At 66.1% G+C, this 23,622-nt stretch carries 16 protein-coding genes; 5 read left to right on the top strand and 11 right to left on the bottom strand.

The genetic code is table 11. The features are described from left to right. The first annotated feature begins 5 nt into the window (after positions 1-5). Both mobF and ACFC0O_RS22065 read left to right on the top strand, forming a co-directional pair. The gene (mobF, locus tag ACFC0O_RS22070; protein WP_375960643.1) at positions 6-5,567 is read left to right on the top strand and encodes a MobF family relaxase; all 5,562 of its coding nucleotides are present in this window, start codon (positions 6-8) and stop codon (positions 5,565-5,567) included. A gap of 64 nt (positions 5,568-5,631) precedes the next feature. After that, a complete protein-coding gene (locus ACFC0O_RS22065) occupies positions 5,632-6,084 on the top strand; it encodes a DUF4279 domain-containing protein (RefSeq protein ID WP_375960641.1) in 453 nt (150 codons plus the stop codon). Positions 6,085-6,353: 269 nt separating this feature from the next. On the opposite strand, the gene ACFC0O_RS22060 is transcribed toward ACFC0O_RS22065, so the two are convergent. After that, entirely contained in the window at positions 6,354-6,629 is a 276-nt protein-coding gene (locus ACFC0O_RS22060) for a DUF6881 domain-containing protein (RefSeq protein WP_375960639.1), read from the bottom strand. Between ACFC0O_RS22060 and ACFC0O_RS22055 the strand changes: the two genes are divergently transcribed. The 3 genes from ACFC0O_RS22055 to ACFC0O_RS22045 all read left to right on the top strand — a co-directional run bounded on the left by ACFC0O_RS22055 (position 6,606) and on the right by ACFC0O_RS22045 (position 8,627). Next, positions 6,606-7,166, top strand: a complete 561-nt coding sequence (locus ACFC0O_RS22055) for a hypothetical protein (protein WP_375960637.1) — start codon at positions 6,606-6,608, stop codon at positions 7,164-7,166. The two genes, ACFC0O_RS22060 and ACFC0O_RS22055, sit on opposite strands and share 24 nt — an antisense overlap. A 132-nt stretch (positions 7,167-7,298) precedes the next feature. After that, entirely contained in the window at positions 7,299-7,706 is a 408-nt protein-coding gene (locus ACFC0O_RS22050) for a hypothetical protein (protein ID WP_375960635.1), read from the top strand. A gap of 114 nt (positions 7,707-7,820) precedes the next feature. Beyond that, positions 7,821-8,627, top strand: a complete 807-nt coding sequence (locus tag ACFC0O_RS22045; protein WP_375960633.1) for an HAD hydrolase family protein — start codon at positions 7,821-7,823, stop codon at positions 8,625-8,627. Positions 8,628-8,702: 75 nt separating this feature from the next. On the opposite strand, the gene ACFC0O_RS22040 is transcribed toward ACFC0O_RS22045, so the two are convergent. From ACFC0O_RS22040 to ACFC0O_RS21995, 10 genes are all read right to left on the bottom strand, one after another. Further along, complete coding sequence (locus tag ACFC0O_RS22040) at positions 8,703-13,541, bottom strand: NAD-glutamate dehydrogenase (protein ID WP_375960631.1); 4,839 nt, start codon at positions 13,539-13,541, stop codon at positions 8,703-8,705. A 117-nt stretch (positions 13,542-13,658) separates the two neighbouring features. Further along, complete coding sequence (locus tag ACFC0O_RS22035) at positions 13,659-14,381, bottom strand: hypothetical protein (RefSeq protein ID WP_375960629.1); 723 nt, start codon at positions 14,379-14,381, stop codon at positions 13,659-13,661. Then, the gene (locus ACFC0O_RS22030) at positions 14,378-15,394 is read right to left on the bottom strand and encodes a hypothetical protein (protein WP_375960627.1); all 1,017 of its coding nucleotides are present in this window, start codon (positions 15,392-15,394) and stop codon (positions 14,378-14,380) included. The genes ACFC0O_RS22035 and ACFC0O_RS22030 overlap by 4 nt, the downstream gene beginning before the upstream one ends. Before the next feature lie 75 nt (positions 15,395-15,469). Continuing rightward, complete coding sequence (locus tag ACFC0O_RS22025) at positions 15,470-15,823, bottom strand: helix-turn-helix transcriptional regulator (protein WP_364650083.1); 354 nt, start codon at positions 15,821-15,823, stop codon at positions 15,470-15,472. 51 nt (positions 15,824-15,874) lie between these two features. Beyond that, on the bottom strand, positions 15,875-17,587 hold the full coding sequence (gene eccE / locus ACFC0O_RS22020; protein ID WP_375960624.1) for a type VII secretion protein EccE: 1,713 nt from the start codon (positions 17,585-17,587) through the stop codon (positions 15,875-15,877). Next, the gene (mycP, locus tag ACFC0O_RS22015; protein WP_375960622.1) at positions 17,584-18,939 is read right to left on the bottom strand and encodes a type VII secretion-associated serine protease mycosin; all 1,356 of its coding nucleotides are present in this window, start codon (positions 18,937-18,939) and stop codon (positions 17,584-17,586) included. The genes eccE and mycP overlap by 4 nt, the downstream gene beginning before the upstream one ends. Beyond that, entirely contained in the window at positions 18,939-20,462 is a 1,524-nt protein-coding gene (gene eccD / locus ACFC0O_RS22010; protein ID WP_375960620.1) for a type VII secretion integral membrane protein EccD, read from the bottom strand. Before eccD ends, mycP begins: the two co-directional genes overlap by 1 nt. Continuing rightward, positions 20,459-21,496 (bottom strand): MinD/ParA family protein, encoded by a 1,038-nt coding sequence (locus ACFC0O_RS22005; RefSeq protein ID WP_375960618.1) that lies wholly within the window; start codon positions 21,494-21,496, stop codon positions 20,459-20,461. Before ACFC0O_RS22005 ends, eccD begins: the two co-directional genes overlap by 4 nt. Positions 21,497-22,434: 938 nt before the next feature. Beyond that, on the bottom strand, positions 22,435-23,262 hold the full coding sequence (locus ACFC0O_RS22000) for an ESX secretion-associated protein EspG (RefSeq protein WP_375960616.1): 828 nt from the start codon (positions 23,260-23,262) through the stop codon (positions 22,435-22,437). 29 nt (positions 23,263-23,291) lie between these two features. Further along, positions 23,292-23,588: a WXG100 family type VII secretion target gene (locus ACFC0O_RS21995; RefSeq protein ID WP_375960614.1), complete on the bottom strand. Its 297-nt coding sequence runs from the start codon at positions 23,586-23,588 to the stop codon at positions 23,292-23,294. Between the last annotated feature and the right edge of the window lie 34 nt (positions 23,589-23,622).

The raw sequence follows: 23,622 nt of genomic DNA, 5'->3' as shown, positions 1-23,622 counted from the left end.
AATGAGTGACAGCGACACTGCACAAGGTGTTGGCTGGCAACAGTTACCTGTATTACCTACGGCAGGTCGCCGCTGACGATTCCACGGACCGCGGCCCCGGCACACTCACCGACTACTACTCCGCGCAAGGTGAGTCACCTGGCAGATGGCACGGCAGCGGCCTGGCCGCGCTGGATCTCGAGGCCGGGGACCTGGTCACCGAAGCGCAGATGAAGAGACTCTTCGGCGAAGGACGCCACCCCGACGCCGATGCCATCGAGACCGCCGTCATCGACCGCGAGATCGCCGCCGGCGCCAAACCCAAAGACGCGATACGCACGGCGGATCAAGCCACCCGATTAGGCCGTCCCTACCGCGTGTATAAGGGCGGCAATGAATTTCGTGAGCGTTGCGCGGCCGCCTTCGCCCAGCACAACACCGCTCACGGCCGGTCTCGATCAGCAGCCATCGACGACGACCTACGAGCCGGTATCCGCAGCCGCGTCGCCACCGCGATGTTCACCGACATGATCGGCCGTGCGCCCCTGGATGCACGGGAGTTATCGGGATGGGTGGCCCGAAATTCCCGTCCACGCTCCGCCGCGGTCGCCGGATTCGACATCACTTTCAGCCCCGTCAAGAGTGTGTCAGCGCTGTGGGCGATCGCACCGAGTCCGGTGTCCGACACAATCTCCGCCGCACACGACAAAGCCATCGACGACGCCGTGGCCTGGCTGGAGAAGCACGCGATCTTCTCCCGATTGGGAGCCAATGGGGTGCGACAGGTCAACGTCGAGGGGATAGTCGCGGCGCGGTTCCTTCACCGCGAATCACGGTGCGGGGACCCTGATTTGCATACACACGTGGTTATCGCCAACCGCGTGCGCACGCTCGATGGACGCTGGCTCACTCTCGATGCGGCAGTGATCTATCGGTTGATGGTGACGGTCAGTGAGATCTACAACTCCCGATTGGAACACCACCTCGAACACGACCTCACCCTGTCCTTCGACGAACGATCCGGCACCGATCCGTCGAAACGACCGATCCGCGAAATTTCATGCATGCCATTGGGATTGGTCGACCACTGGTCCCGGCGAGATGCCGCGATCACCACACGCCTCGATATGCTCGCGGCCACGTTCGAGCGTGAGGTCGGGCGTGAACCGATGCCGAAGGAAATGTTCGTGCTCGCCGAGCGCGCCACCCTCGACACTCGACCCGCTCGACACCAATCGCGGTCCTTGGCCGAACAGCGTGCGGACTGGAGCAAGCAAGCCGAAACGGTTCTCGGCTCGCCGGAGTTGCTGTCGAAAACGGTGTCGAAGATCCTGTCTCGCAGACGTGCACCGCCCAGCAATCCGACCTCGACAGAGATAGCCGCTATCGGGCGCAGCATTGTGGCGACAGTGTCCGCGGAGCGCTCGAGCTGGCAGTGGCATCACGTTCGCGCCGAAGCCGAACGGCAAACGCGCGGACTGTTGAGCCGAGATCAGTGGGCAACGGCGATTGAAGCCGTTGTGGCCGAAGCACTCTCACCTCTGCATGTGGTGGCGCGAGGCGATCCGGATGTCGCCGCGGAGCCGATTCTCGCCGATGTTCCACCGCTGTATCAGCGCGTCGATCACACCAGCGTGTACTCCGATGTCGGCAGTCAGACCTACACAACGGCACATCGGCTGGGCACCACCGAGCAGCTGATCGAGCTGTCGTTGCGGATCGGCGCGCACACCCTGACAGACGACATCGTCGATTTCGCGGTCCGCGCTTATCATCTCGACCCGGCCAACTCCGGTCGTCGACTCAACTCCGGGCAGATTTCGGTCATCACCGACTTCGCCCGATCGCCGTGGTTCATCACGACTACGAACGCACCCGCCGGTGCCGGTAAGACGACGGCGATGCGTGTGCTGGCTGATGCCTGGCGGGCCGACGGTGGCACCGTCTTGGGTTTGGCCCCCACGGCGGCCGCGGCCGCCGTGCTCGGCGAAGCGATCCACGCCCGCGCCGAAACCGCCGACAAACTCCTCGATGTGCTCCATAGGCACTCACCCGCTGCGATGTACTCGGCCGATCGACCGCTCCCGCCGTCGTTGCCGCAGTGGATGCTCGAGATCGATCGGCACACGCTGGTCATCGTCGATGAACACGTGCGCCTCGGCGATGACAAGCGGCTCGAGCTCTTCGACTTCCTCCTCGCCCGCCAGGCTGCGGTGCGCTGCCTCGGCGATGATCATCAACTACCCGCCATCGAAGCAGGGGGCTCGGCAGCCGACACCGCCGATGCCGCGCGCGCGTCGACCATGACGCAGGTCGTACGCTTCGCTTCCACCACCGAGGCCTCGGCCAGTCTCGCGCTGCGGGAAGGGGATCCGAGTGCTCTCGGGTTCTACCTCGACCACCGGCGAGTGCGATCGGGGTCATCGGGCGCGGTGCGTGAGCATGCCTACGCCGGATGGATTGCCGACCGGCTCGCCAACCGTGACACCGTGATGCTCGCCGCCACCAACAACTTCGTCACCACGCTCAACGACCAGGCCCGCACCGACCGAATCGCCCGCTCCGACACCGAAGTTGGCGTCGAATCCATTCTTGCGGACGGACTGTACGCATCAGTCGGTGACATCGTCAGCACCCGCCGCAACAATCCGAGACTGCGCCTGGGCCAACGAGACTGGGTACGCAACGGCTACCGCTGGACCGTCACAGCTGTCGGACCCGATGGTAACCTCACTGTCACCCACCTGCGTTCCGGCGGCCGCGCGGGCGAAACTACCGTGCTGCCAGCGGAATACGTGCGCGAACATGTCCGACTCGGATATGCGATGACGATCGACTCCGCGCAGGGAATCACCGCCGAGACCTGCCATGTCGTGCTCGCCGGGAGCGAATCTCGCAACCAGCTCTATGTCGCACTCTCCCGTGGCGCGAGCGCCAACTACGCCTACGTCACCACCGCCATCGACGGCAGTGAGGCTTCCTTCTGGACCGAACCCGGGCTGTTCCCCCGTACCGCGGTCGAAGTACTACAGCGAGTGCTCGCTCGTGACACCACCAACGCTTCGGCGTACACCGAACTGCGCGACGCGCTCGATCCGCATCGGCGTCTCGGGTCTGCCATCGATACCTACCACGATGCCATGGCACTCGCCGCCGAGAATGCCTTGGGGACAGCAGGTTTGCTCGCCCTCGACGCTCGCGCCGAGCGGGCGTGGCCAGGACTCACCGACGCTCCCGCCTACCCGGCGCTGCGGGAGGTCTTGTCCTTGATCGCATTGTCGGGAGCCGATCCCGGTGACGCGCTGGCCGATGCGCTCGCCGCACGGGAATTGATCACCGCGACCGACCCCGCCGCGGTGCTGCACTGGCGTCTCGACGCCTTGCACGCCTATCCGCGCGAAACACGACCGCTGCCCTGGCTGCGCGCGCTGCCTCGAGATCTGCCAGAAGGGCTGGTATCCAACCATCTTCGAGCCCGAGCACGCCTGATCACCGGCCTGGCCGAGCAGATCCAGTCCAGCGCCCGAACGTGGACCGCCGCCACCGCGCCGGTCTGGGCGCGCCCGTTGCTCGGCAACGACGCGCTATTGGGCGACCTCGCGGTCTGGCGGGCGGGACGGCACATCGTCGACACCGACCTACGACCCACGGGACCAACAGCTTTCACCATTCGTGAGCAGGACCATCAGCGGCGCTTGGACGCTCGGGTCACCGACATCCTGGGGGACCCGCACAGCGCGATCAACGAGTGGTCCCCGGTGGTCGAACGACTCGACGCACGGATCCTCGATGACCCGTGGTGGCCGCAGCTGGCTGACAAACTCGACGCTGCCGCCCGCGCCGGCCTCGACATCACTGCCTTGCTGACCCACGCCGCAACCGAACGGCCACTGCCCGACGACATGCCTGCCGCGGCCTTGTGGTTCCGGCTCGGCCTCGACCCGTCGGCCCTGCAAGCCACCACCGCTGCCGGGCATTTGCGCCCGGCCTGGACAGCGCACCTGTCCCGACTGCTCGGCGCCGAACTCACTGACACAATCCTCGCCGACCCTGCCTGGCCACGCCTGGTCGCCGCAGTCGATCACGGCGCCGAGGCTGGTTGGCAAGCGCACGAACTACTCACCACCGCTCACGAATTGATCACCGCCTCAGCGCATGACGATCCGGGGCCCCCGCCGAAGCAGTACGCGACCGCTCTCGCATGGCGGATCGAGGCACTCCTACATCCCGTAACACCGTCCCCAGCCGTCGGCGCACCTTTCGAAATCCACAGCACAGCAACAGATTCGGACGACTTCATGACACCTGAGGATCGAACCGACACGTCACCAGCCTCCGATGAACCGAACTCCAGCACATGGCCCGATTCCAGCGACGCGCTCGCTGCCGACCTTCTCGAGGTTGCCGGTCTGGTCCGCACGGGACAGCTCGCACAGGCCAAGGAGGCGCTGGCCCGGGCTTCGCGTTCGGCAACCGAGGAGGAGTTCGATGTTCTCCATCGTGTCGCGACCACGCTCTACCGGTACAGTTTCCCGGTCGCTCAAGCGCGACTGCGGTGGGCAGCCCAGCGGTATCCCCAGTTCCGCGCGCTCATCGAGGCCGCCACGCCCGCGACCGACCCGCACACCTATGGCCCGGATACCGGTATCTACCAACCGAATACCGTCACCGCCAGCCGCTACGCGGCGCGCGACCATGAGCCGAGGTTCGACAACACCGCACCACTCCCCCGCCCCAGCGATGCCGCTATCGCCGCCGCCCAAGCAACAGTGGAATACCTCGGCACACGCGCCGACATCGATGCCGAACCAAACCATCTACCGCTGCCGGAAGGCGCACCTCACCATTACTACAACGCCCACCCGCACGACCCACGTCCGAAACTCCATCCGCTGGACTATGACCTTGCCGCCGTGCCCGACACCCGCGGATTCAGTTGCGTGCATTGCGGTCTCGAACGCGCCGTCGTCGACTCCACCCCGCGCGCCGACCGTCGCTCTGACGATGGATTGTGCGGCGACTGCCGCGACAGGGGTGCCATCGGCATTCCCGATCACGAACCGCACCAGAATATTTCGGCCCGCTGCGCACACATCACCAACACCTACCCCGCACCCGCCGCCTTGACCATGTTGCGCCGCGACTGGCGTGGCGCGCCCAACCTTGACGTCCGCGAACAGATCCACAGCTGGGTTACCCAACACCTGACCGATCCCGATCAACGCCCCGGCCCGAAAACTACTGCGGGACTCGACTCTACAAACCCGCTACGCTCATTAACCGATGGTGAGCTGGATCGCCGCGTCGAGCACATCACCCGCCGCCTCGCACTCGCTGACGACGAAATGCTGCTCTACGGCCCCGCGCAGTCTCAGCCGGATTCGTCCTCGACGCCTGCAACCGACTGGCTCGCAAGCGAGTTGGAGCAACTCGAGGATGAACAGCGGCGACGAGCCCACCTCACAGCGGGGAACACGGACACCGAGGCTCACCCTCCCCGCCTCACCTCGAGCCACGAATCAGACGGTGCGCTCCCTGACGTTGGTCCAACCGTCGTTGCCCCCGATACTCCGGTGGCAGATCTGTGAACGCATGAGGTCGGATCCCCGAAATGGAGTCGCGGTCGCGCGGCTGACCTGCGATGGTGTGGGCGTGTCGGAGGATGTGGAGACGGAATGGCCGGACGACCGGAAATGGTCGGCGGGGTCGATTGTGCTGAAGAGTCGAACGGTAAGCGCGAGCGAGATTTCGGCCCGGCTGGGGATTACCGCGGACAGGCAGTTCGAGCGGGGCACCCTGATGAATCCACGAAATCCGGCGAACAGCAGGCGACGCCAGAACAGTGTGTGGGTGCTGACGAGCGGACTCGCCAACAACAGTGATCTCGCAGATCATGTCCGGGCACTACTCGGCCTTGTTGATGGGTGTCGAGACGAGTTGGCACAGCTAGCCGCCGACTGCGAACTGACGTTGTCGCTGGGCTTCGGCAGTGAGAACGGGCAGGGCGGCTGCCTGCTTCCCGCCGACCTCCTCGCCGATATCGCCGCGCTCAGGCTCGACATCCTGCTCGACCTCTATCCACCCCGGGCGCCGGAGTTCCGGTGAAATCGACTACACGGTCACCTCGCTCGGAGAATGGGCTCATTCTCGATCAGCACGGGCGGGCCGAGCTTCGATGACGCAGCGCTGGAACCACTTTCCAATCAGCCCGAGAACGCACCGGAGGCAGCGACAACAGTCCTGTCCATAGAGGTCGGCCACGACGGGTGCCCCCGAACCTGAGCCGAGGCCACTCTCGCCTTCTCACCTTCAGGCGGACCCGCCATCCGAGCTCGCCCGTCAGGATCACACCGGTCAGCCCTGGCCTACGGCGGCTACCAGCCGCCGACAGTCAACCATTCGATCTGGAACTCGACTGGAGTGATTTCCCTGGCTGAGAGATTCGGCCAGCTGGAGAACTCCGCTATCGACGGCATGGAGCCGCGGGACAGCTTGGTGAACTCCGTGAATCCCGAGGTCGCGGCGAGTCCGCTTTCGCCGTCTCGAAACAATTCGATCCGCCGCCACTCTTCACCGGTTTCCAGAATCTCGCTGAACGACAACGCGATATGGTCGTATTCGGAGTGATGTTCGACCGCGAGGTACCGCATCCCCGCGAACTCGGGGACGAAGTCAGCAGCCAGTACGACTGCCTCGGCTCGATCGATGCCATCGCGCTCCTCATCGCTGTCAGTGCGCTTGCATCCAGCCGTCATGTGATCGAGCCATTCCTCGGGAACGCCCGGTACCCGATGCTCGCGGAGTTCGGCGCGCATCCACTCCGGAGCCGAATCCCTTGGAAACAAGCGCAAGTCGTCGACTACCGACTGGGCGAGCGGGCCGGAGAGGTCGGGCCGATCTCGTCCGAATCGGACGCCGACGTGGCCTTCATCGCTGATCCGCAACCACATCGTGAACCATGTACCGCGACCTGGTCCGTACATGATCTGCCGCAGATCCATGACCTCACGCGGAAATCCAACCACCAGAGCGGATTCCGGTGCTGGATTTACCCGAACGAAAAGGTTCACCGTCCTGCCCACGATATCGATCCGTACTTCGACGATGGCCCAACCGGGCTCGATATCGGCAACGAGCTTCGTCACGACAGCGGCGAGCAGTCGCGCCTCGGCGGCCATCAACCATGACACCTGGCCGCTGAATGTCCATCCGGTCGGTGCCGTCCGGCCACGATTCCGCCTCCCGAACACCAGCCCGACCCCCAACCCGCACAGCATCATTCGAAACCACATCCAGCCGACCACAACAATACTGGCGGGATGACAACCAATTTGCGTGCGTGGACTGGAGAGTTTCATGATGTGTCGTGGGCGGAGGTTGCTGACGTTTATCGAGTGATGTCCGACCGCTACACCGAGTTCCAACATATGACCGACATCGTCGACAGCGTTCTGCGGTCCGGCTGCGACCTGCGATTGGCTGGGCAGACCTCGATGCATGACCTGGTAGTTACGACGCGCCCGATTTCGGAACCGCCTATCGAGGAGGTCGTCGTTCGCGCGCCCGGCTCGCTTGTGTTCGTGGCCGAGGGGACCGTGGTCATCGACTGCCTATCGGACCTGGGCAATGCCAAGCGTGTCACCGCGCCGGTCGATGAAGCGGTCTCGCTGTTCTGGCAGAACATCACCGAATGCTTCGGCCTCGCACCAACATGGCACGCCCGATAGGCCGCGACGGCGAGTAGCCGGAGGCATCGAGTTGCCCACCGCTACAACCGATTCTGGCGGTGACGGTCATGATATTGCGTCGCCTGGGTCGGGGCGGATCTTTAGAGTGGATCGATGACGCAGCCTCGGCTTATCGCTACAGATCTTGATGGCACGCTGTTGCGCGGGGATGGGACTATCTCGCGGCGCACGTTGGATGCGTTGCGGACTGCCGCTGATGCCGGGGTGGAGGTGGTGGTCGTGACCGCTCGCCCGACGCGCTATGTCGATGCGCTCGCCGAGGTGACCGGGTTGAGCGGAACAGCGGTGTGTAGCAACGGGGCGGTGGTGTATGACATCGCCTCTCGCACCGTGGTCGAGTCTCGGGTGCTGTCCGCTGATGCGGCCGAGGCGGTGGCGGGGGCGGTCGCGAGGGTGATCAAAGAGGTCGGATTCGCTGTTGAGACAGGCGGTTCGGTGATTTATGAGCCGCGCTATCGGATGCGGTTCGCGGAGCTTCCCGGGTTCGAGTCGCCGGTGCGGGCGCTGGCCGATCTGTGGACGCTCACCACTCCGATCGTGAAACTCCTTGCGCACTCGGAGCGGTATGACGCGGACTTCCTGCTGGCCGTGGCCGAGGAAGCAGCGCCGGGGCTGGCGCAGTTCACTCACTCCGGCGGGCCGGGGTTGCTGGAAATCAGTGCGCCGGGCGTCACCAAAGCCGGGACGCTCGCCGCATTGTGTGCCGAACGCGGTATCGAAGCCGCCGACGTTCATGCCTTCGGTGATATGCCCAACGATCTTACGATCTTGAATTGGGCCGGGACCGGGTACGCGATGGGTAATGCTCATGCGCGGGTGCTGGCGGCGGTGGCCCGGCATACCGTGTCCAATGACGAGGACGGGGTCGCGGTCGTCATCGAGCGGCTTTTCAGCCGATAACGCCGGTCACCGAAATCATTTCCCCGGCAAGATGATTCACGGTCCGAGCCGGTTTCCCGGCTCGGACCGTGTCACTCACTCCAGGGTGCCGGTGGTGGTGGGCACCGAGTCCGCACCGCCGGACATGCCGCGGACCTGGCGGGCGGCCACCGAGAGGGTGGCCATGTCCAAGGTGCCGGTGGCGAAGATCTCGGCAAGGGCCGCGCGAGCGCGGACCAGGCGGGAGCGGTTGATGGATTCCCAGTAGGAGATCTTGTCTTCGGTGCTGTCTTCCGTTGCGGCGGTGGTGAGTACGTCGAGGGTGAGCGCGCGCAGGGAATCGTAGAGGTCGTCACGGACGGCCAGACGAGCCAGCGTGCGCCAGCGGTCGGTGCGCTCGAGGCTCACCACCGCGTCCAGCAGGCGTTGGATGTCGAAATGCTGGTCGAGGGCGTAGTAGAGCGAAACCACGTCTCGCGCATCACGATCGGCGAGTTCGGCGATATCGATGACATCCAGCAGCGGGTAGCGATGAATCAGCAGATAGACCTGTTCGGCCAGATCCCGGGGAGCGCCACGGGTGATCGCCTCCTGGGACCGGACCTGCAGGGTTTCGGCTATGCGGCCGGGCTGCCAGGTGGGGACCAGCGGGCTCAGGGCTCGCACGCCCAGGCGGTACCGGGCGATATCAGCGCCAATGGCGATGGGTTGCGGACGGTTCGTCAGCAGCCAGCGCGAGGCCCGGTCGAGGGTGCGTTTGGTCTCGAGTTCGAGATCGTCGCGGACTTCGGTGGACATGGGGGTGGTGCGAATGCGGTGCCAGAGTTCGTGCAGGTCGAAGATTTCGGCGACGGCGGTGAAGGCGCGCACGGCGTCCTCGGTGGTGACGCCCATTTCCTCGGCCAGGCGGAACACGTAGGTGATACCGCCGTGGTCGACCACCCGATTGACCACCGTGGTGGCGATGATCTCGCGGCGCAGCGGGTGCCGTTGCAGTGCAGCGCCGAATCGTTCGCGCAGCGGCCCGGGGAAGTAGCCGGGCAAGATGGCGGCGAAGGCCGGATGGTCGGGCAGGCCGCCCGCCAGCAGTTCGCTCTTGAGCGAGAGCTTCACGTGCGCAAGCAGATTCGCCAGTTCGGGCGAGGTCAGCCCGGTGCCCGCGTCGATGCGGCGGCGCATCTCCTTATCGGAAGGCAGCGTTTCCAGGGAGCGGTCCAGCCCACCGGATTCGAGCTTGGTGAGCAGGCGGCGGTGCACCGCGGCCATCTGCGGGGCGTGCGCACGGGAGATGCCGAGCCGGAAGTTCTGCGAGATATTGTCGCGCAGAACGAGTTCGGCGACCTCCTCGGTCATCGAGGCCAGCAGCAGGTTGCGTTCGGTCAGCGACAGCTCGCCGGCGGCGACCACGCTGTCGAGCAGCACCTTGATATTGACCTCGTGGTCCGAGCAGTCCACACCTGCCGAGTTGTCGACCGCGTCGGTATTGCACTTGCCGCCGCCGTCGCTGAATTCGATGCGGCCCAGCGCGGTGATGCCGAGGTTGCCGCCCTCACCGATCACGTTGACGCGCAACTCATTCGCGTTCACTCGGACCGCGTCATTGGACTTGTCGCCGACCTCGGCATTGGTCTCGGCGGCGGACTTGATGTACGTGCCGATACCGCCGTTCCAGAGCAGTTGCACCGGAGCCTTCACAATGGCGCGGATGAGTTCGAGCGGGGAGAGCATGGCGACTCCGGGATCCAGGGCGAGTGCCGTGCGCACGGCGGCGGTGATCGGGATCGCCTTCACGGTGCGATCGAAAACCCCACCGCCCGTGCTGATCAGCGAACGATCGTAATCCGCCCAGGATGAGCGCGGCAGCGCGAACATGCGCTCACGCTCGGCGAACGACGCGGCCGCGTCCGGGTTCGGATCCAGGAAGATGTGCCGATGATCGAAGGCGGCGATCAGGCGGATATGCCGGGACAGCAGCATGCCGTTGCCGAATACGTCACCGCTCATATCGCCGACACCGACGACGGTGAAATCCGTTGTCTGGGTGTCGATATCCATCTCGGCGAAATGCCGCTTCACCGATTCCCACGCACCGCGAGCGGTAATGCCCATCGCCTTGTGGTCATAACCCACCGAACCACCGGAGGCGAACGCGTCACCCAGCCAAAAATCGTATTGCTGGGCAACCTCATTGGCGATATCGGAGAAAGTGGCGGTGCCCTTATCGGCCGCGACCACCAGATAGGTGTCGTCCGCATCGCGGCGCACCACCCGTTGCGGGGTCACGGTTTCCCCCGAGGTGCGGTCGATATTGTCGGTCAGGTCCAGCAGTCCGGAGATGAAGGTGCGGTAGCAGCGAATTCCTTCCTGCTGCAATGCCTGTCGATCGGCGACCGCGTCACCGGTGGCGACGGGCGGGCGCTTCACCACGAATCCGCCCTTGGCTCCGACCGGCACGATGACCGCGTTCTTCACCGCCTGTGTCTTGGCCAGGCCCAGGATCTCGGTGCGGAAATCCCCGAGGCGATCGGACCAGCGCAACCCGCCGCGCGCCACCGCGCCGAAACGCAGGTGCACGCCTTCGACCCGGGGCGAGTAGACGAAGATCTCGAATTGCGGTCGCGGCTCGGGCAATACGGTGATGCGGCGCGGATCGAACTTGAACGACACGTAGTCTCGATCGCCCGCGGTCTTGTCGGTCCGAAAGTAGCTGGTGCGCAAGGTAGCTCGGATGAGGTCGAGCATCGCACGCAGTATCCGGTCGGTGTCCAGGCTGACCACCGCATCGATCTCGGCGCTCAATTCCTCTTCGAGGGCGGACGCTCGGGCGGCGGCGACTTCGCCCGCACCGTCGGGATCGAAACGCACTTCGAACAATTCGCTGAACGAACGCGCGATGAGCGGATGGCTCTGCAGCACCCGGGTGATATTGCCGAAGGAATACGCGAATCCCGCCTGCTGGAGGTAGCGGGCATAGGCGCGCAGGAACGCGATCTGCCGCCAGTCCAGGCCCGCGCGCAGCACCAGTTCATTGAGCCCGTCGACCTCGACCGCACCGAACCACATGGCGGTGACGGCGTCGGCGAAGCGCTCGCGAATGTCATTGCCGGGCAGTGGATCCGGCGCACCGATCGCGACCGGTACGCGCAACCCGAAATCGTAGATCCAGCGACGCGAGCCGTCGGCCAGCTCCAGCGGATACGGGTGCTCGTCCAGGACTTCCACGCCCAGGCTGTGCAGCATCGGCAGCACCCGGCTCAGCGAAACCTCTTCGCCGTGCACGTACAGCGTGAAACGCCACTCCCCCGCCTTCGCGGTGGGCTGCCGGTACAGCTGGGTATCGATCGCCCCCTCGGCGAGCGCACGCAGCCGGCGCAGATCGGTCAGACCGCGCGCGGGCGGGAACTCCTGCCGATAGGTGGCGGGCAGCGCGGACGCATAGTCGGCGGCCACCTCGGGTGGCACCTCCGAACCGCGTGCCGCCTCGGCGACCAGCAGATCAGACCAGGTGCGAGTGGTGGCGAACAGCAGCTCCTGAATCCGGGCGCGGTTCTGTTCGGAGACATCGACCGCGGGAGCTCCGGTGGGCCGGTGCACGGTGAAATACACGACGGCCAACTCGGATTCGGTCGCACGTGCCGAGTAGTCGATCTGTTCAGCGCCGAATTCCAAGCGCAGCACATCGCGCATGCGCAGCCGCACCTCGGTCGAGTAGCGGTCGCGGGGCAGATACACCAGGCAGTACACCGCTTCACCGCGCGGATCGGGCCGCAGGAACAGCCGCACCTGCCGTCGCAGACCCAAATCCATGACGCCGGAGACGGTTTCGAACAGACGACGGGCGTCGGTGGCGAACAGCTCGGCACGCGGGAAGGTCTGCAGCAGTTCGAGCAGTTCCTGGCCGGAGAAGGAATTCAGGCCGAAGCCCGCCCATTCCATCACCTGGCGTACCCGCCGCGAGATCACCGGGATGTCCAGGATGTTCTCGTGTTGTCCTGTGACGGTGAAGGTTCCGATGAAGACGTGGGTGCCGCGCAGCGACTGGTCGGACCCGTCCCCCAGGTCCGCGACACTGATGACGTAACCGTCCGGGGAGCCGGGCAGCACGCGATCGAGGGAGCCGTTGGACAGGCGCAACATCGGCGAACCCGACAGCGCGGCGGGGATGTCCAGGTCCGAGGCGATCCGATCGTGCAGCAGCCCGAGCCCGGCGCGGCGCAGCAGTTCGGGCTGGCCCTCGGAATCGGTTGCGGTGCTGTGATATCCGTAGCCGAGCAGGGTGAACCGACTCTCGTCGAGCCAGCGCAGCAGCCGCGCGTTATCGGTGATCTCGGCGTCGTCGGCGCGGGCCGCGGCGCGTTCGAGATCGGCCGCCACACTCGCGAGCGTGGTGGCCATGGCCGCGGTGTCGCGAGCCACGCCCCGAATCATGGCGAGCAGGCCGGGCAGGGTGCTCTCGATGCGGTCCAGCAGTGCGGCGTCGACCTCGGATCCGAGCTGCACGTGAATCCAGGACTCGGCGATGGTGTGATCGCCGACCTCGTGCTGAGCGCTATTGCCCGGCGCGACGGCGCGCAGGCGACCCCGATTGTCGCGCAGCACATCGAATACCGGATGGATGACCTCACTGACCGTCACGCCCAGACGGCGCAGCATCGACGACACCGAGTCGACCAGCAGCGGCATATCGTCATTGACGATTTGAATGGCGGCGCCGAGTTCGCTCTCGTCACCGGGACGGTAGACGCGGGTGACAGTCGTTCCGGGACGGCGCGTTTCGGCCAGTTCCAGGTGCCGCCGCACGATCTGTCCGGCGCGATCGGTCACCATGGCGATCGTCGCGTCCGGGCGTATCCATCGGAAGTAGACCGCCTCGAGGTCTGCTGGATCTTCGCGGAGCTTCTGCCACGAAAGCATCTGCAGCGTGGTTGCCACCATCGACCGCACCCTTCCCGAGATTCGAGCCGCACCCTACGGTCACAGCACCTGTTCAATGTGCCGTTAAACAACGGCGCATTAACTAATGTAGCCAATATCCAGCAGTGAGAAGACCGGTTAGCCGAGCAGCCCGGACCGCATCAGGAACGCGCGAGCGGCCGCGGCATTGGGTAACGCACCCGTCTCGAGCCGCAGGCCCGACTGGGAATCGGCGTACCAGATATTCCACGTCGGGCTGATGGCGATGAAGGTCGTACCGTCGGCGACCACCGTCGCACCGGCGGATCGCCACCGCAGCACATCATTGGAGAGTTGCTGGGGCGAAACCACGCGCGCGGCATAGGCCAACTCCCGGCCGCCGCCGATCCCGGCCGACAGCAAGGGATTTCCCGCCGCGATCACACACTGCTCATCCTCCCCCGGCCCGGAACAGGTCGAGGCCGAGAGCAAGGTCTGCGGCAGTGTCCGCGTCGGGCTGGTCCATCCCGAGCGCAACTCCGGGCCGCACGAATTCACCAGGAAGAAGACCGCGGCCGCCATTGCGATCACACCCACCAGCGCCGCGATCCATTGCGGCAGACGCATTCCCGCTTCACTGAGCGCCGACTTCGCCGCACCCTTGACCGCACCCTCGATGGACTTGCCCGCCGGGCCGATGAGCTTGTCCGCGCTCGCGACGACCGGGCCGAGCAGCGCCAACGGATCACCGGAGAATCCGGACACCGCGGCCGCAATGGGCGCGGCCGCCTTGGCCAGCGGCGCACCGCAGTTGGAGCAGCCCGTGGTCCCCGCCTGGCTACGGTGGGAGCAATAGTCACAGATCTGATCGAGAACGCTCAATGTCCGGTAACCACTATCGAGGACAGGGCGATCGAATTCACGGTCGGATCGCCTTTGGATTCCAGGACCGTCACCACGATCTTGGTCGCACTGATGACCGGGCTCACCTTGGTGACCACCAGGGCCCGTTGATCCAGGGTCTGCTGGGTGTAGGTGGTGGCATTGGCATCATCGAATTTGTATGAAATCCGGCTCGCCGTACGGTATTTCGCCCATTGGTCGCCGCCATCGGATCCGATGGCGTCCCAGCCGGGGACGATTCCGATGGAATCGACCTGGTAGGAGCGACCCAGATCGATGACCAGGATCTGGCCGTCGACCTTGTAGGCGCGCGGGCAGGACCACGCTTTGCCGGTGCCCGCGAACGCGTCCATCGCGGGGGTGCCGCCCGGCGGGCAATGCGACTGCGCGGATTTGACCTGAATCGGAACCCCGCCCGCAGGGGCAGTCGTGGTGGGCTGGGCCGGAGCCGGAGTCGCCGGTCCGGTGGCGGTGGCCAGCACCGTGCGATTGCTGGTGTTCTCCGGCTCACCGCCGGAGGTCACCAGGGCGAGCACTACGATCAACACCAGCACACCGCCGATTGCCAAGGCCACCTTGGGGTTACGGGCCTTGAGCGCCAGCTCCCGGATGGGATCGGCGAACTTGGCAGCCGATGAGCGCGTCCCGGTGGATGCGGTGAGCTGCTCGGCGGCCTCTTCCGCGGCGGGCATCGCCGGAGGCTTCTCCGCCGGGGGCGAGTAATCGGACCATTCGAATTCGGTGTTGGCGGTCTGCCCGTTCAGCAGCGCGAGGATGCGTTCGCTGGCCTTCGGCCCGCCGCCGGTAGCGGGTGCGGGCGGGGTGTCCGGCACCGCGGGCGCGGGAACGTCGAAGTCGTCATCGAATTCGCCGAGCGGAGGATCCTCCGCGGCGGGTGTGCCGGTCCATCCGAGCGCCGGATCGGACAACAACGCTTCCAGGACCGCTTCCCGGTGCTGGAGAAAAACATCTCCCGGGTCCTTGTCGGGCATGTCTCGGATCGTATCCAGGCCCGGCCCGGATTCGACTTGAGGCTATTCCCGCCAGCGAGAAGATATTTCGCGAGTTCAGCGACTTCTTTCCCCGGTGACGAAATATTCCGGTGGCACATCGAATACCCGGGCCAGCGCGATGATCAGATCGAGCCGGGGAATGGCATCCCCGTGAATGAGCCGGTACAAACCCGATTGGGAGACAGGCACATCCGGATACGCCAGCTCCAGATGCTGTGCGAGCGAATACAGGGTCAGCGATCGAGTCGCGCCGTCCTCGGTCGACACCATCGATTCGGAGATAAGCGCCGACAATCGGCTGGAGAATATCGCCGCCGCGGCCTGCCGTGGACTCTGCTCCTCGTCCTCGCCGAGCGTCCGGCCATCACCTTCGTACGGCTGCGAATCGGTAACCACGCCCAAAGACATTACTGCCCCACCTCATTTCATTTGATGGACCCGGTTTGATTGACCCGGATTTCATGACCCGGGCACCGGGACCGGAGTACCCGCGGGCGTCGGCGCGCCCGCGACTTCAGGCCCCGGGCTCACCGGATTCGGCGGCTGTTCGAAATATCTGGTCTCGCCGCGCGGCTCGATCAGATCCACCCGCACCGTGCGCATCGGGATGCCGACCTCGACGGTTCCGTCGTCGACCTGTTCGATGGCCAGATCCACCGATCGACGCGGGCGGGTGCCCGGATCGCCGATGGTGACCATGGCGTTGGCCGCCGAACCGCGCGGCGACATCTGATCGAACACCTCGAGGGTTACCGGCGGGCTGTTCGGATCCTGTTCGCGCGCACCGGGTTCGGCCGCCAGCCGTAGCGAATTCGGATCGCCGACCGCGTTGACCAGCGGCAGCCAGGCCTGCGGGCGCGAGGAATGCACCTCGACGCTGGCCCCGACCACCATGGCGCGCAAGACGATCTGCTGCGCCACCGGCAGTGCCGCACGGATATCGACGGTGCGCCGGCGCGGGTGATAGCGGGCCGCATCGAACAGCGGCAGTGCGAGCGTGTGCTGCGGCTGACCGCTGATCGCGCCCAGGATCTGACCGTTCGGACCGATCGGCACCACCAGTTCGGCGAGCACCTCCGCCGGGGCGTGGTCGCCGCCGCGATCGGCCAGGGGCAGCTCACGCACCGACCCCTCGCCGGGCAGCGTCGCCAGGAATGCCTCGGATTGGCGACCCGACATGGGCCGCAGATATTCGGGCAGGGTGCCTTCGGGCTCCGGACCGACGAAGCGGACCAGCCCGCGCGGTCCGTCCTCGCCCTTGGAGAGTCCGATCACGACCGTGGTCCACCCGCGATTCCAGCTCCAGCAGTCGTCGAGCACGTCATCGCCCAAGCGCGTCCAGTCGACGATGAAGCTCGCCACCCGGCGACCGGAGGAACCGACACCGAGGTGATCCCATTCCTCACGCAGCTCCGGCAGCCGAACCCCGGTATGCAACAACACGGTTGCCTCACGAACAGCGGCGGCGGGCAGCACCTGGGCGATGATGCCGCGCTCACGCAGGCGCGTGGAGATCCGATGCGTAGCCGCGGCCAAGGCACGCGGACCCGACACCGCGACCGGACCGCGCTGGGTCAGCGTCGCCAGATTGCGATGCTGATCCAGCCGGACCACCAGCCAGGTGAGGCGTTCACCGATCACCGGGTGCGAACCGATCAACTGGTCGTACAGCATGCTGTAGTCACCGGTCGGGCGGGCGCGGCGGCCGGTGGTCACGATATCGATGTCCACGGTGATGCCGTACTGCTCGAGCAGCGGCAGCAGCAGCCCGACCGGGAGCGTGTCCTCGGTGTACACGGTCTGCTCGGTGATGATGGTCGGCAGATCGAGGTTGGGCGCGAGCTGGACCATCGCCACCAGCGTGTTCTCGCCCAGGCGAATTCCACACGGACCGGCGGCGGTGTCGATATCGACCACCTCGGTCTCGGCGGTGCGGCGCTCCGCCCGCCCGGTCCGGCCGAATCGATAATCGGCCCAGATCAGCAGCCAGTCCACGGGGGCACGCGAGCGCACCCGCAGCATGGTCACGGTCAGCGCGACCGAGAGCACGATCGCACCGACCCACCACGGCGTATGCGCCGACAGCGCGGCCAGCGCCGGACCGCCGACGATGACCAGGACCGCCAGCGGCCCCCGGCCGATACCGCCGACCCCGAAACGTGAATCGCTCACCGTTTCCTCCGGAACATGCCGTAGGCCGCGTTCGAGCCGACGCCTAGCAGCACAGCCGCGACTACTACACAGATCGCGATGATGCCGGGACGCTGATCCTTGGCACGTGGCGGAGCCGGAATGTCCAGCACCGCACCGCGATACAGTCCGGCCGGAGCGGTCGGAGCGCTGCGATAGCTCAGCGCCGCCAGTGGATCGATCAGACCCGCGCCGACGATGTTGTCGATGCCTCGGGCCGGTGCGTGCGCGCTGGCTTGCAGGCGCGCGGCGATCTCGGCCGGGGATTCATTGGGGTAGCGCGAACGCAGCAGAGCCGCGACACCGCTGGTATAGGCGGCCGCGAAGGACGCGCCACCGACCGCATTGAGCTTGCCGGGTTCGCCGACCCCGTTGATCAGATCGCCGCCGCCGGGGCCGAGCGATTCGATGCCGGTGCCGGGCGCCGCGACCGATATCCACGGACCGGTCAGCGAACCGCCCATGGTGTCGCCGGTCGCGGTGGTGAAGCCGACGGCCAGCACATCGGTGGAGTACCAGCCGGGGCTGGAGATGGTCTTGACGCCGGTCCAATTGCGCGGATCGGCGGGGCGACCCGGATCGATCTCCGGATTCTGCTCGCAACCACTGCCCGCGTCACCCGCCCCGGCCACGATGAGCGCGCCCTTGATTCGACTCGCGTAGCTGACCGCCGCCGACAGGGTGGACTGATCGACCCCCAATCCGACCGGAATACAGATGGGAAGTCCGACCGTGATCACCTGCGCGCCCAGATTGGCCGCATGCGTGATCGCCCGCGCGAGCGCTCGAGCCTGTAGCGAAAGCTTCTGTGCGGCATCGAGATTGAAATTCCCCTCCTGGGTGAACGCCCCGGAGCGGTAGCGGATGGAAATGATTCGGGCGTCAGGCGCGACACCGGCGAAGCCATCCGCCGGATCGGCTGTGGCGCCGATGATTCCGGCGATCAGCGTGCCATGGGCGTCACAGTCGGTGAGACCGTCGCCGCCCGCTTGGACATAGTCGCCACCGCCAACCAGGTTGGGCAGGCGCGAATTCGGGCCGACACCCGTGTCGATGACCGCCACGGTAACGCCGGAGCCCGTACTCAGCGCGCGGACCCGGCGCAGGTCCAATGCGCGTTCCGGTGGCGGTACCTGGGCGGGATCACTATTGGCGAGCATGCCGACGGCTACGCAGCCTTTGTCCTGTTTGGTGGGGATCTCCGGCCCCGGGGTGTCATCGGCCGGCGGTGGCGCGGTGCTGACCTCCGGCGGTTGGACCGCGAGCGCGGGACCCGCCGCAGGGGTCAGCGCGAGCAGCGCGGCGATCAGCGCGGCCGCGCCGACTACCCTCATCACAACCCCCGCATCGCGGTGTAGATGCCCATGATCCAGCAGGCCAGCACCGGCACGGCGAGGATGAACGCGTATTCGATCAGGTCGATGGTGCGGCGCACCACCGGCGACAGCCGGACACCGGGCAGGCGTGCGCCCGAGACCGCGCCCGCGGCGGCCAAGGCGGCGATCACGAGCACGACCACCGTGCGCGCGGGTGCGGTGGCGTACGCGTCCACCAGCACGAACCCGACCCCCACCACGGTCACAGTGGCGGCGGCTACCAACGCGATGGCCTGGACGCGATCCGGGTACCAACGCGAGCGCATGACCAGTACACCCGAAACGGCTGCGGCCATGATGATTTCGCGAATGCCGCCGGGGCTCAGAGCGGCCGAAAGCACTGCCGCACCGGCCAGCAGGGTCGACGCGGCGACGATCAGGCCGCGTAATCCGTTGATCGCCAGCCGGGCTCGGCTCTCGAGCGACAGGGTGGCCCGATTGCGCTGTGCCGCAGGCTGTTCCTCCTCGCCAGGGCCTGCCGTCTCGGCATCGAAGATATCGGTGAGGGTGCTGTGGTTGACCTCGCGGCCCGGATCGGGCAGGTCCGGTGGACGGATCTGGGCGACCAGAACGGCCAGCCGAGGCGCGGCGGTCAGCAGCAACAGTCCGACCAGCACGGCCGCCCCGGCGAGTTGGCGTGCCGAAAGATCAAGAGCGGTCTCGATACTCGCGAAGATGGTGAGTAGGGCGCCGAGCACGGCGATCGCCAGCAGTGCCGGCAGCCCGAGCCGGGTCGAACGCAACCGGATCACGCTGATGATGGTGGCCACAGCCGCACCCGCGGCCAGATTCGCCGCCTGGAAAGGGCCGTGCTGTTCGTAGGGCAGCGGAACGAGCATGGCCGCGCCGACGGCAAGCAGCGGAATCGCGGACAGCATCGCACCGAGACCGAGCCGGGGCTCGCCATAGCGCCGCTCCAGCGCGGTCGCCGCGAAGACGCACAGGACACCGAGGATCAATGCGGGCACCGCGCACCACACCACCGATCCGGTGCGCGTCCACGACCACGACAGCAGGCCCGTGATCACCAGCGCGCCAACGCCGAACGCCGACATGCCGGTCAATGCCGCCGTACCGGAATCGAATTCGGTGAACTCACGCTCGTTGACGCGAGCCAGGGCGTCGGTGATGTCCTCCACCAGCGGATCGAACGCCTCGCCCGATTCGGTGGTGGTGAGCAATAACAGTGCGCCGTCGGCGATATCGTGTTCGGCCAGCGTGCTCCAGCGCGGCAGCGGTGATTTGCCGGGGCGGGACAGTGTCCAGTGCCCGTTCTCGGCGGTGAAATCCACGGTCGGATCGTCGACGCTGGCCTCCAGCACCGAAATCAGGTCGTCCATGAAGGTTTCGACACTGAACTTGGTCGGCACCACAACATCAACCTGGTAGGAGGCGACCATGATCGCCACCCGGGCACGTGCGACCTCGGCGGGTTGCGAGGCGGCGGCGGGGGGTGCGGCAACGGCCGACGGGGCGCTCACTGGCGTCCTCCTCGCTCGGTACGGCCGTAACCGGCCATCATGTTGTCGGGAAAACCGTCGGCGACGGTGGCGGCGAGCTCCTCGAACGCCAGCGCGGTCTCCTTGTCCAGCAGGCGCAGATCGATCTCGCCGCCCTCGGCCAGATGCGCGTCATAGGGAATGACGAAGGTCGGGCGCTGGGCGGTGGCGAACAACTCCTCGATGCGCGCGACCTCCACCACCGGTTTCGACGGGTGCTGGAGCACGATGGCGATGACCGAATTGGCGGCCAGGCGATACTGCCCGTGCGCGTTCAGCCATTCCAGGGTGGCGACCGCGCCGGTCACCCCGCGCACGGTGGCCGGGGTGACCAGCACGACCGAATCACTCGACTCCAGCACAGCGTTCGCAGCCGTGCCGAGAACGCCAGTGCCACAGTCGACCAGCAACAGGTTGTAATGCTTGCGCAGGGTGTTGGTGGCGGCCAGGTACTCCGAACCGGTGAGTGATTCCATGGCGGCGGGCGACCACGGTGAAGCGACCACGGCCAGGTCCGAATTGGTGATCGAAGCGAATGACTGCACCGCGGAGAAGGCATCGAGATTGCGTTCCTGCGCCAGATCGCGCAGTGTCAGGCCGAACGGGTGGCGGCTGGTTCTCGCGGCTAGATCACCGAAATCGGGGTTGGCGTCAATGGCGCTGACCCGGTCCGGGCGCAATGACGCGAATGTCGCGCCGAGTGCGGCAACGGTTGTGGTGCGTCCGACTCCGCCCTTCACATTCAGCACCGCGACCTGATAGGCGGTGCCAAGTTGACGGCGGATACGCGCGTGCCGGTCCTCGGTGCGCAGTTCGGTCGGCGACAGACCGAGATTGAACCCGACCTTGTTCAGCGCGCCACGCATGCCGGTGGTCGAACGCAGCTGCGCCTGGCGGCTTGCGGCGATATCCGCGAGCAATTCATTCGAAGTCAGCGAGATCGGCAACGCCTGGTAGCCGCCCTGCTGCGTGGTCCGGGTAGCCGGTGCGGCGGCCTGTCGAAGCGAATGTTGCACGGCGGGAACGGAACCGAACTCGGCTTGCCCCGGCGCGGCACTCGGCGCATGGGCCTGCGCCGAGTGCCCGGCCGCGGGGGCGGTGGCCGAGGCCGTCGCAGCGTTCGAGGCGTGAAGAGCTGCCGAAGAGTTACTTGGGGCAGGAGCGGTCGGCGCTGTCGAGAAAGTGACGCCCCCGCCCCCCGCACCCGGCGATGTCGCGAACGCGCCGGTTCCCGAGCCGTCCGGTGGCGCCGGTGAGGTCCCGGATGGCGTTGCGGCGGAGGGCATATCGAATCCCGGTGAGGCGACAGGCGGGATGAAGGCCGAGCTCGCACCGCCACCTTGGCCGGTCGGGCCCGCATAACCCGAGACGGATTCGCCCGCAGAGGCCTGCTGCGGCGCAGTGCCGTAGCCCGACGTGGACTGATTACCCCGGGTACCCTGTGCCGCGCCGGCGTGACCGGAAGCGGACTCACTCTCCGAACCCCGTTGCGGCGCAGCACTGTAACCGGCGGCGGGCGTGTAGCCCGACATCCGCTGCGGTGTGCCGCTATCGGGTGCATTGGGTTCGCCACCGGACGTCCGGTGTGGCGCGCCGCCGTGAGGTTGGGGATCGAATTCGTCGGTGGCGTGCGGAGTCGGATCTCCGGCGGTGCCCGAGGAGTGCCCTACCTGGCCCGGCCCGGCGGCATTCGCCTCGGGCGCGAATCCGGTTGTGGTATGGGGTGATTCGACCGGTTCGGGATCGGGCGGCTGCGCCCGGCCGGGTGGCGGCGGGGCCTGGTGGCTGCGGCCCGCTACGGTGGAGCGCCAGGTGCTGCCGGTATCGGTTTGTTCCTGCGCTCCGAAGTACGCGTCGTAGCCGCCCCGAGCGCGCACGGATCCGGTCGTCTCACCGCTGCTGCTCGGTGCTCTGTTCATTTCCCCTCATCCTCTCGAAAATCCCAGAGGGACAATCACATTCGACTGGTTCGGAACCAACTTCCGCCGGGTAGCAAATCGACCAGCGCCCGGATGCCCGCCCGCAGGCTCGCCTCATCACCGGGCAGATAGGTGATTCGCACCTGCCCGTTCAAATCCCGATTCGGCACCACCGCGATACGGCCGGACCGGGTGTCCAGCACGGTCATACACAGTTCGGGAGTGGCTATGACGCCGTCGTGGTGCTCGATCATCAGCACTTCCGCACCCCGGGTCACCTCGTCGAATGCCCGCGTGAGCACTGCGGCGGTGCGACCTTGGGCACCGAGTTCGCGCAGTGCCATGCGGCGGGACTCCGCATCGGTGGGAACCGCTTCGAACTCCTCCTGGGTCGCGGCCAGCGGTACGAAGTCCAGCGCGGGCGCCGGACCCAGTGCGGCGAGCAGTGCCGCCGCCACCGCATCGGTCCGCTCACCTTCGGTGAAGACCGATTGGATGACCAGGTGGTCGTCATACCGCACGGCGAGCACATGGGTATCGGCGCTGCGCGCCAAGGACATTCGCAATATGCCCGGCTCTTCGCCCGGCGCGACCCGATCGATGATGCGGGCGACCAATTCCACATCCGGTCGCGCCAGACAGCGCAGCCAATGCGCGACCGTCGGATGGACGCCCCCGTCGCCGAGAATGCCCGCCTCGGTGAGTTGGGCGGCGACGAAGGCGTTGACCCGGTCCCGGTCATCGATCAGTTCGATATTCGGCATGATCGCCAGCACCATCGGATAGGCGTCGATGCCGACCATGTCTTTCAGTAGTAGCGCGGCATCGACATTCAGATCGACCGCGACAGGATCATCGTTCAATTCCGCACCCGGTGTGGGTCGCCGAACCATCAACCGATTCCCGCGAAGCCCTTGCCGTTGTTCGTATCGGTGAGGAACATGTCGTTGCTCGCCGTGCCGATAGCGCCCTTGAGGCTGGACAGGCTGTCCTGGTAGGCGAGCAGTTTCGTGGTCAGCTCCTTGGTGACGGTGTCATAGCCGTCCGCGCCCGCACCGAAGAAGCCGCTGTTGAGGAGATCGGTCTGCACGCTCTTGATGTGCTGGGTGTGGGTCTGCAGCTTATCGACGATGCCACCCAGCGTGCTGGTATGGGTATCGATTTCCTCGAAGTTATAGTGCATTGTCATGTGATTTCAATCTTTCCGAAAGGGGATGACTGCT

This window comes from Nocardia sp. NPDC056100, from assembly GCF_042266325.1.
Classification (GTDB): domain Bacteria; phylum Actinomycetota; class Actinomycetes; order Mycobacteriales; family Mycobacteriaceae; genus Nocardia.
The sequence above is the reverse complement of the archived record's forward strand: the minus strand, read 5'-3'. Positions and strand labels throughout refer to the sequence as shown.

Coding starts and splice junctions, on each gene's coding strand:
- ACFC0O_RS22055 (WP_375960637.1), top strand. CDS start 6,606: ATGTTCGACCGCGAGGTACCGCATCCCCGCGAACTCGGGGACGAAGTC.
- ACFC0O_RS22060 (WP_375960639.1), bottom strand. CDS start 6,629: ATGCGGTACCTCGCGGTCGAACATCACTCCGAATACGACCATATCGCG.
- ACFC0O_RS22050 (WP_375960635.1), top strand. CDS start 7,299: ATGACAACCAATTTGCGTGCGTGGACTGGAGAGTTTCATGATGTGTCG.
- ACFC0O_RS22045 (WP_375960633.1), top strand. CDS start 7,821: ATGACGCAGCCTCGGCTTATCGCTACAGATCTTGATGGCACGCTGTTG.
- ACFC0O_RS22040 (WP_375960631.1), bottom strand. CDS start 13,541: ATGGTGGCAACCACGCTGCAGATGCTTTCGTGGCAGAAGCTCCGCGAA.
- ACFC0O_RS22030 (WP_375960627.1), bottom strand. CDS start 15,394: ATGCCCGACAAGGACCCGGGAGATGTTTTTCTCCAGCACCGGGAAGCG.
- ACFC0O_RS22025 (WP_364650083.1), bottom strand. CDS start 15,823: ATGTCTTTGGGCGTGGTTACCGATTCGCAGCCGTACGAAGGTGATGGC.
- mycP (WP_375960622.1), bottom strand. CDS start 18,939: ATGAGGGTAGTCGGCGCGGCCGCGCTGATCGCCGCGCTGCTCGCGCTG.
- ACFC0O_RS21995 (WP_375960614.1), bottom strand. CDS start 23,588: ATGACAATGCACTATAACTTCGAGGAAATCGATACCCATACCAGCACG.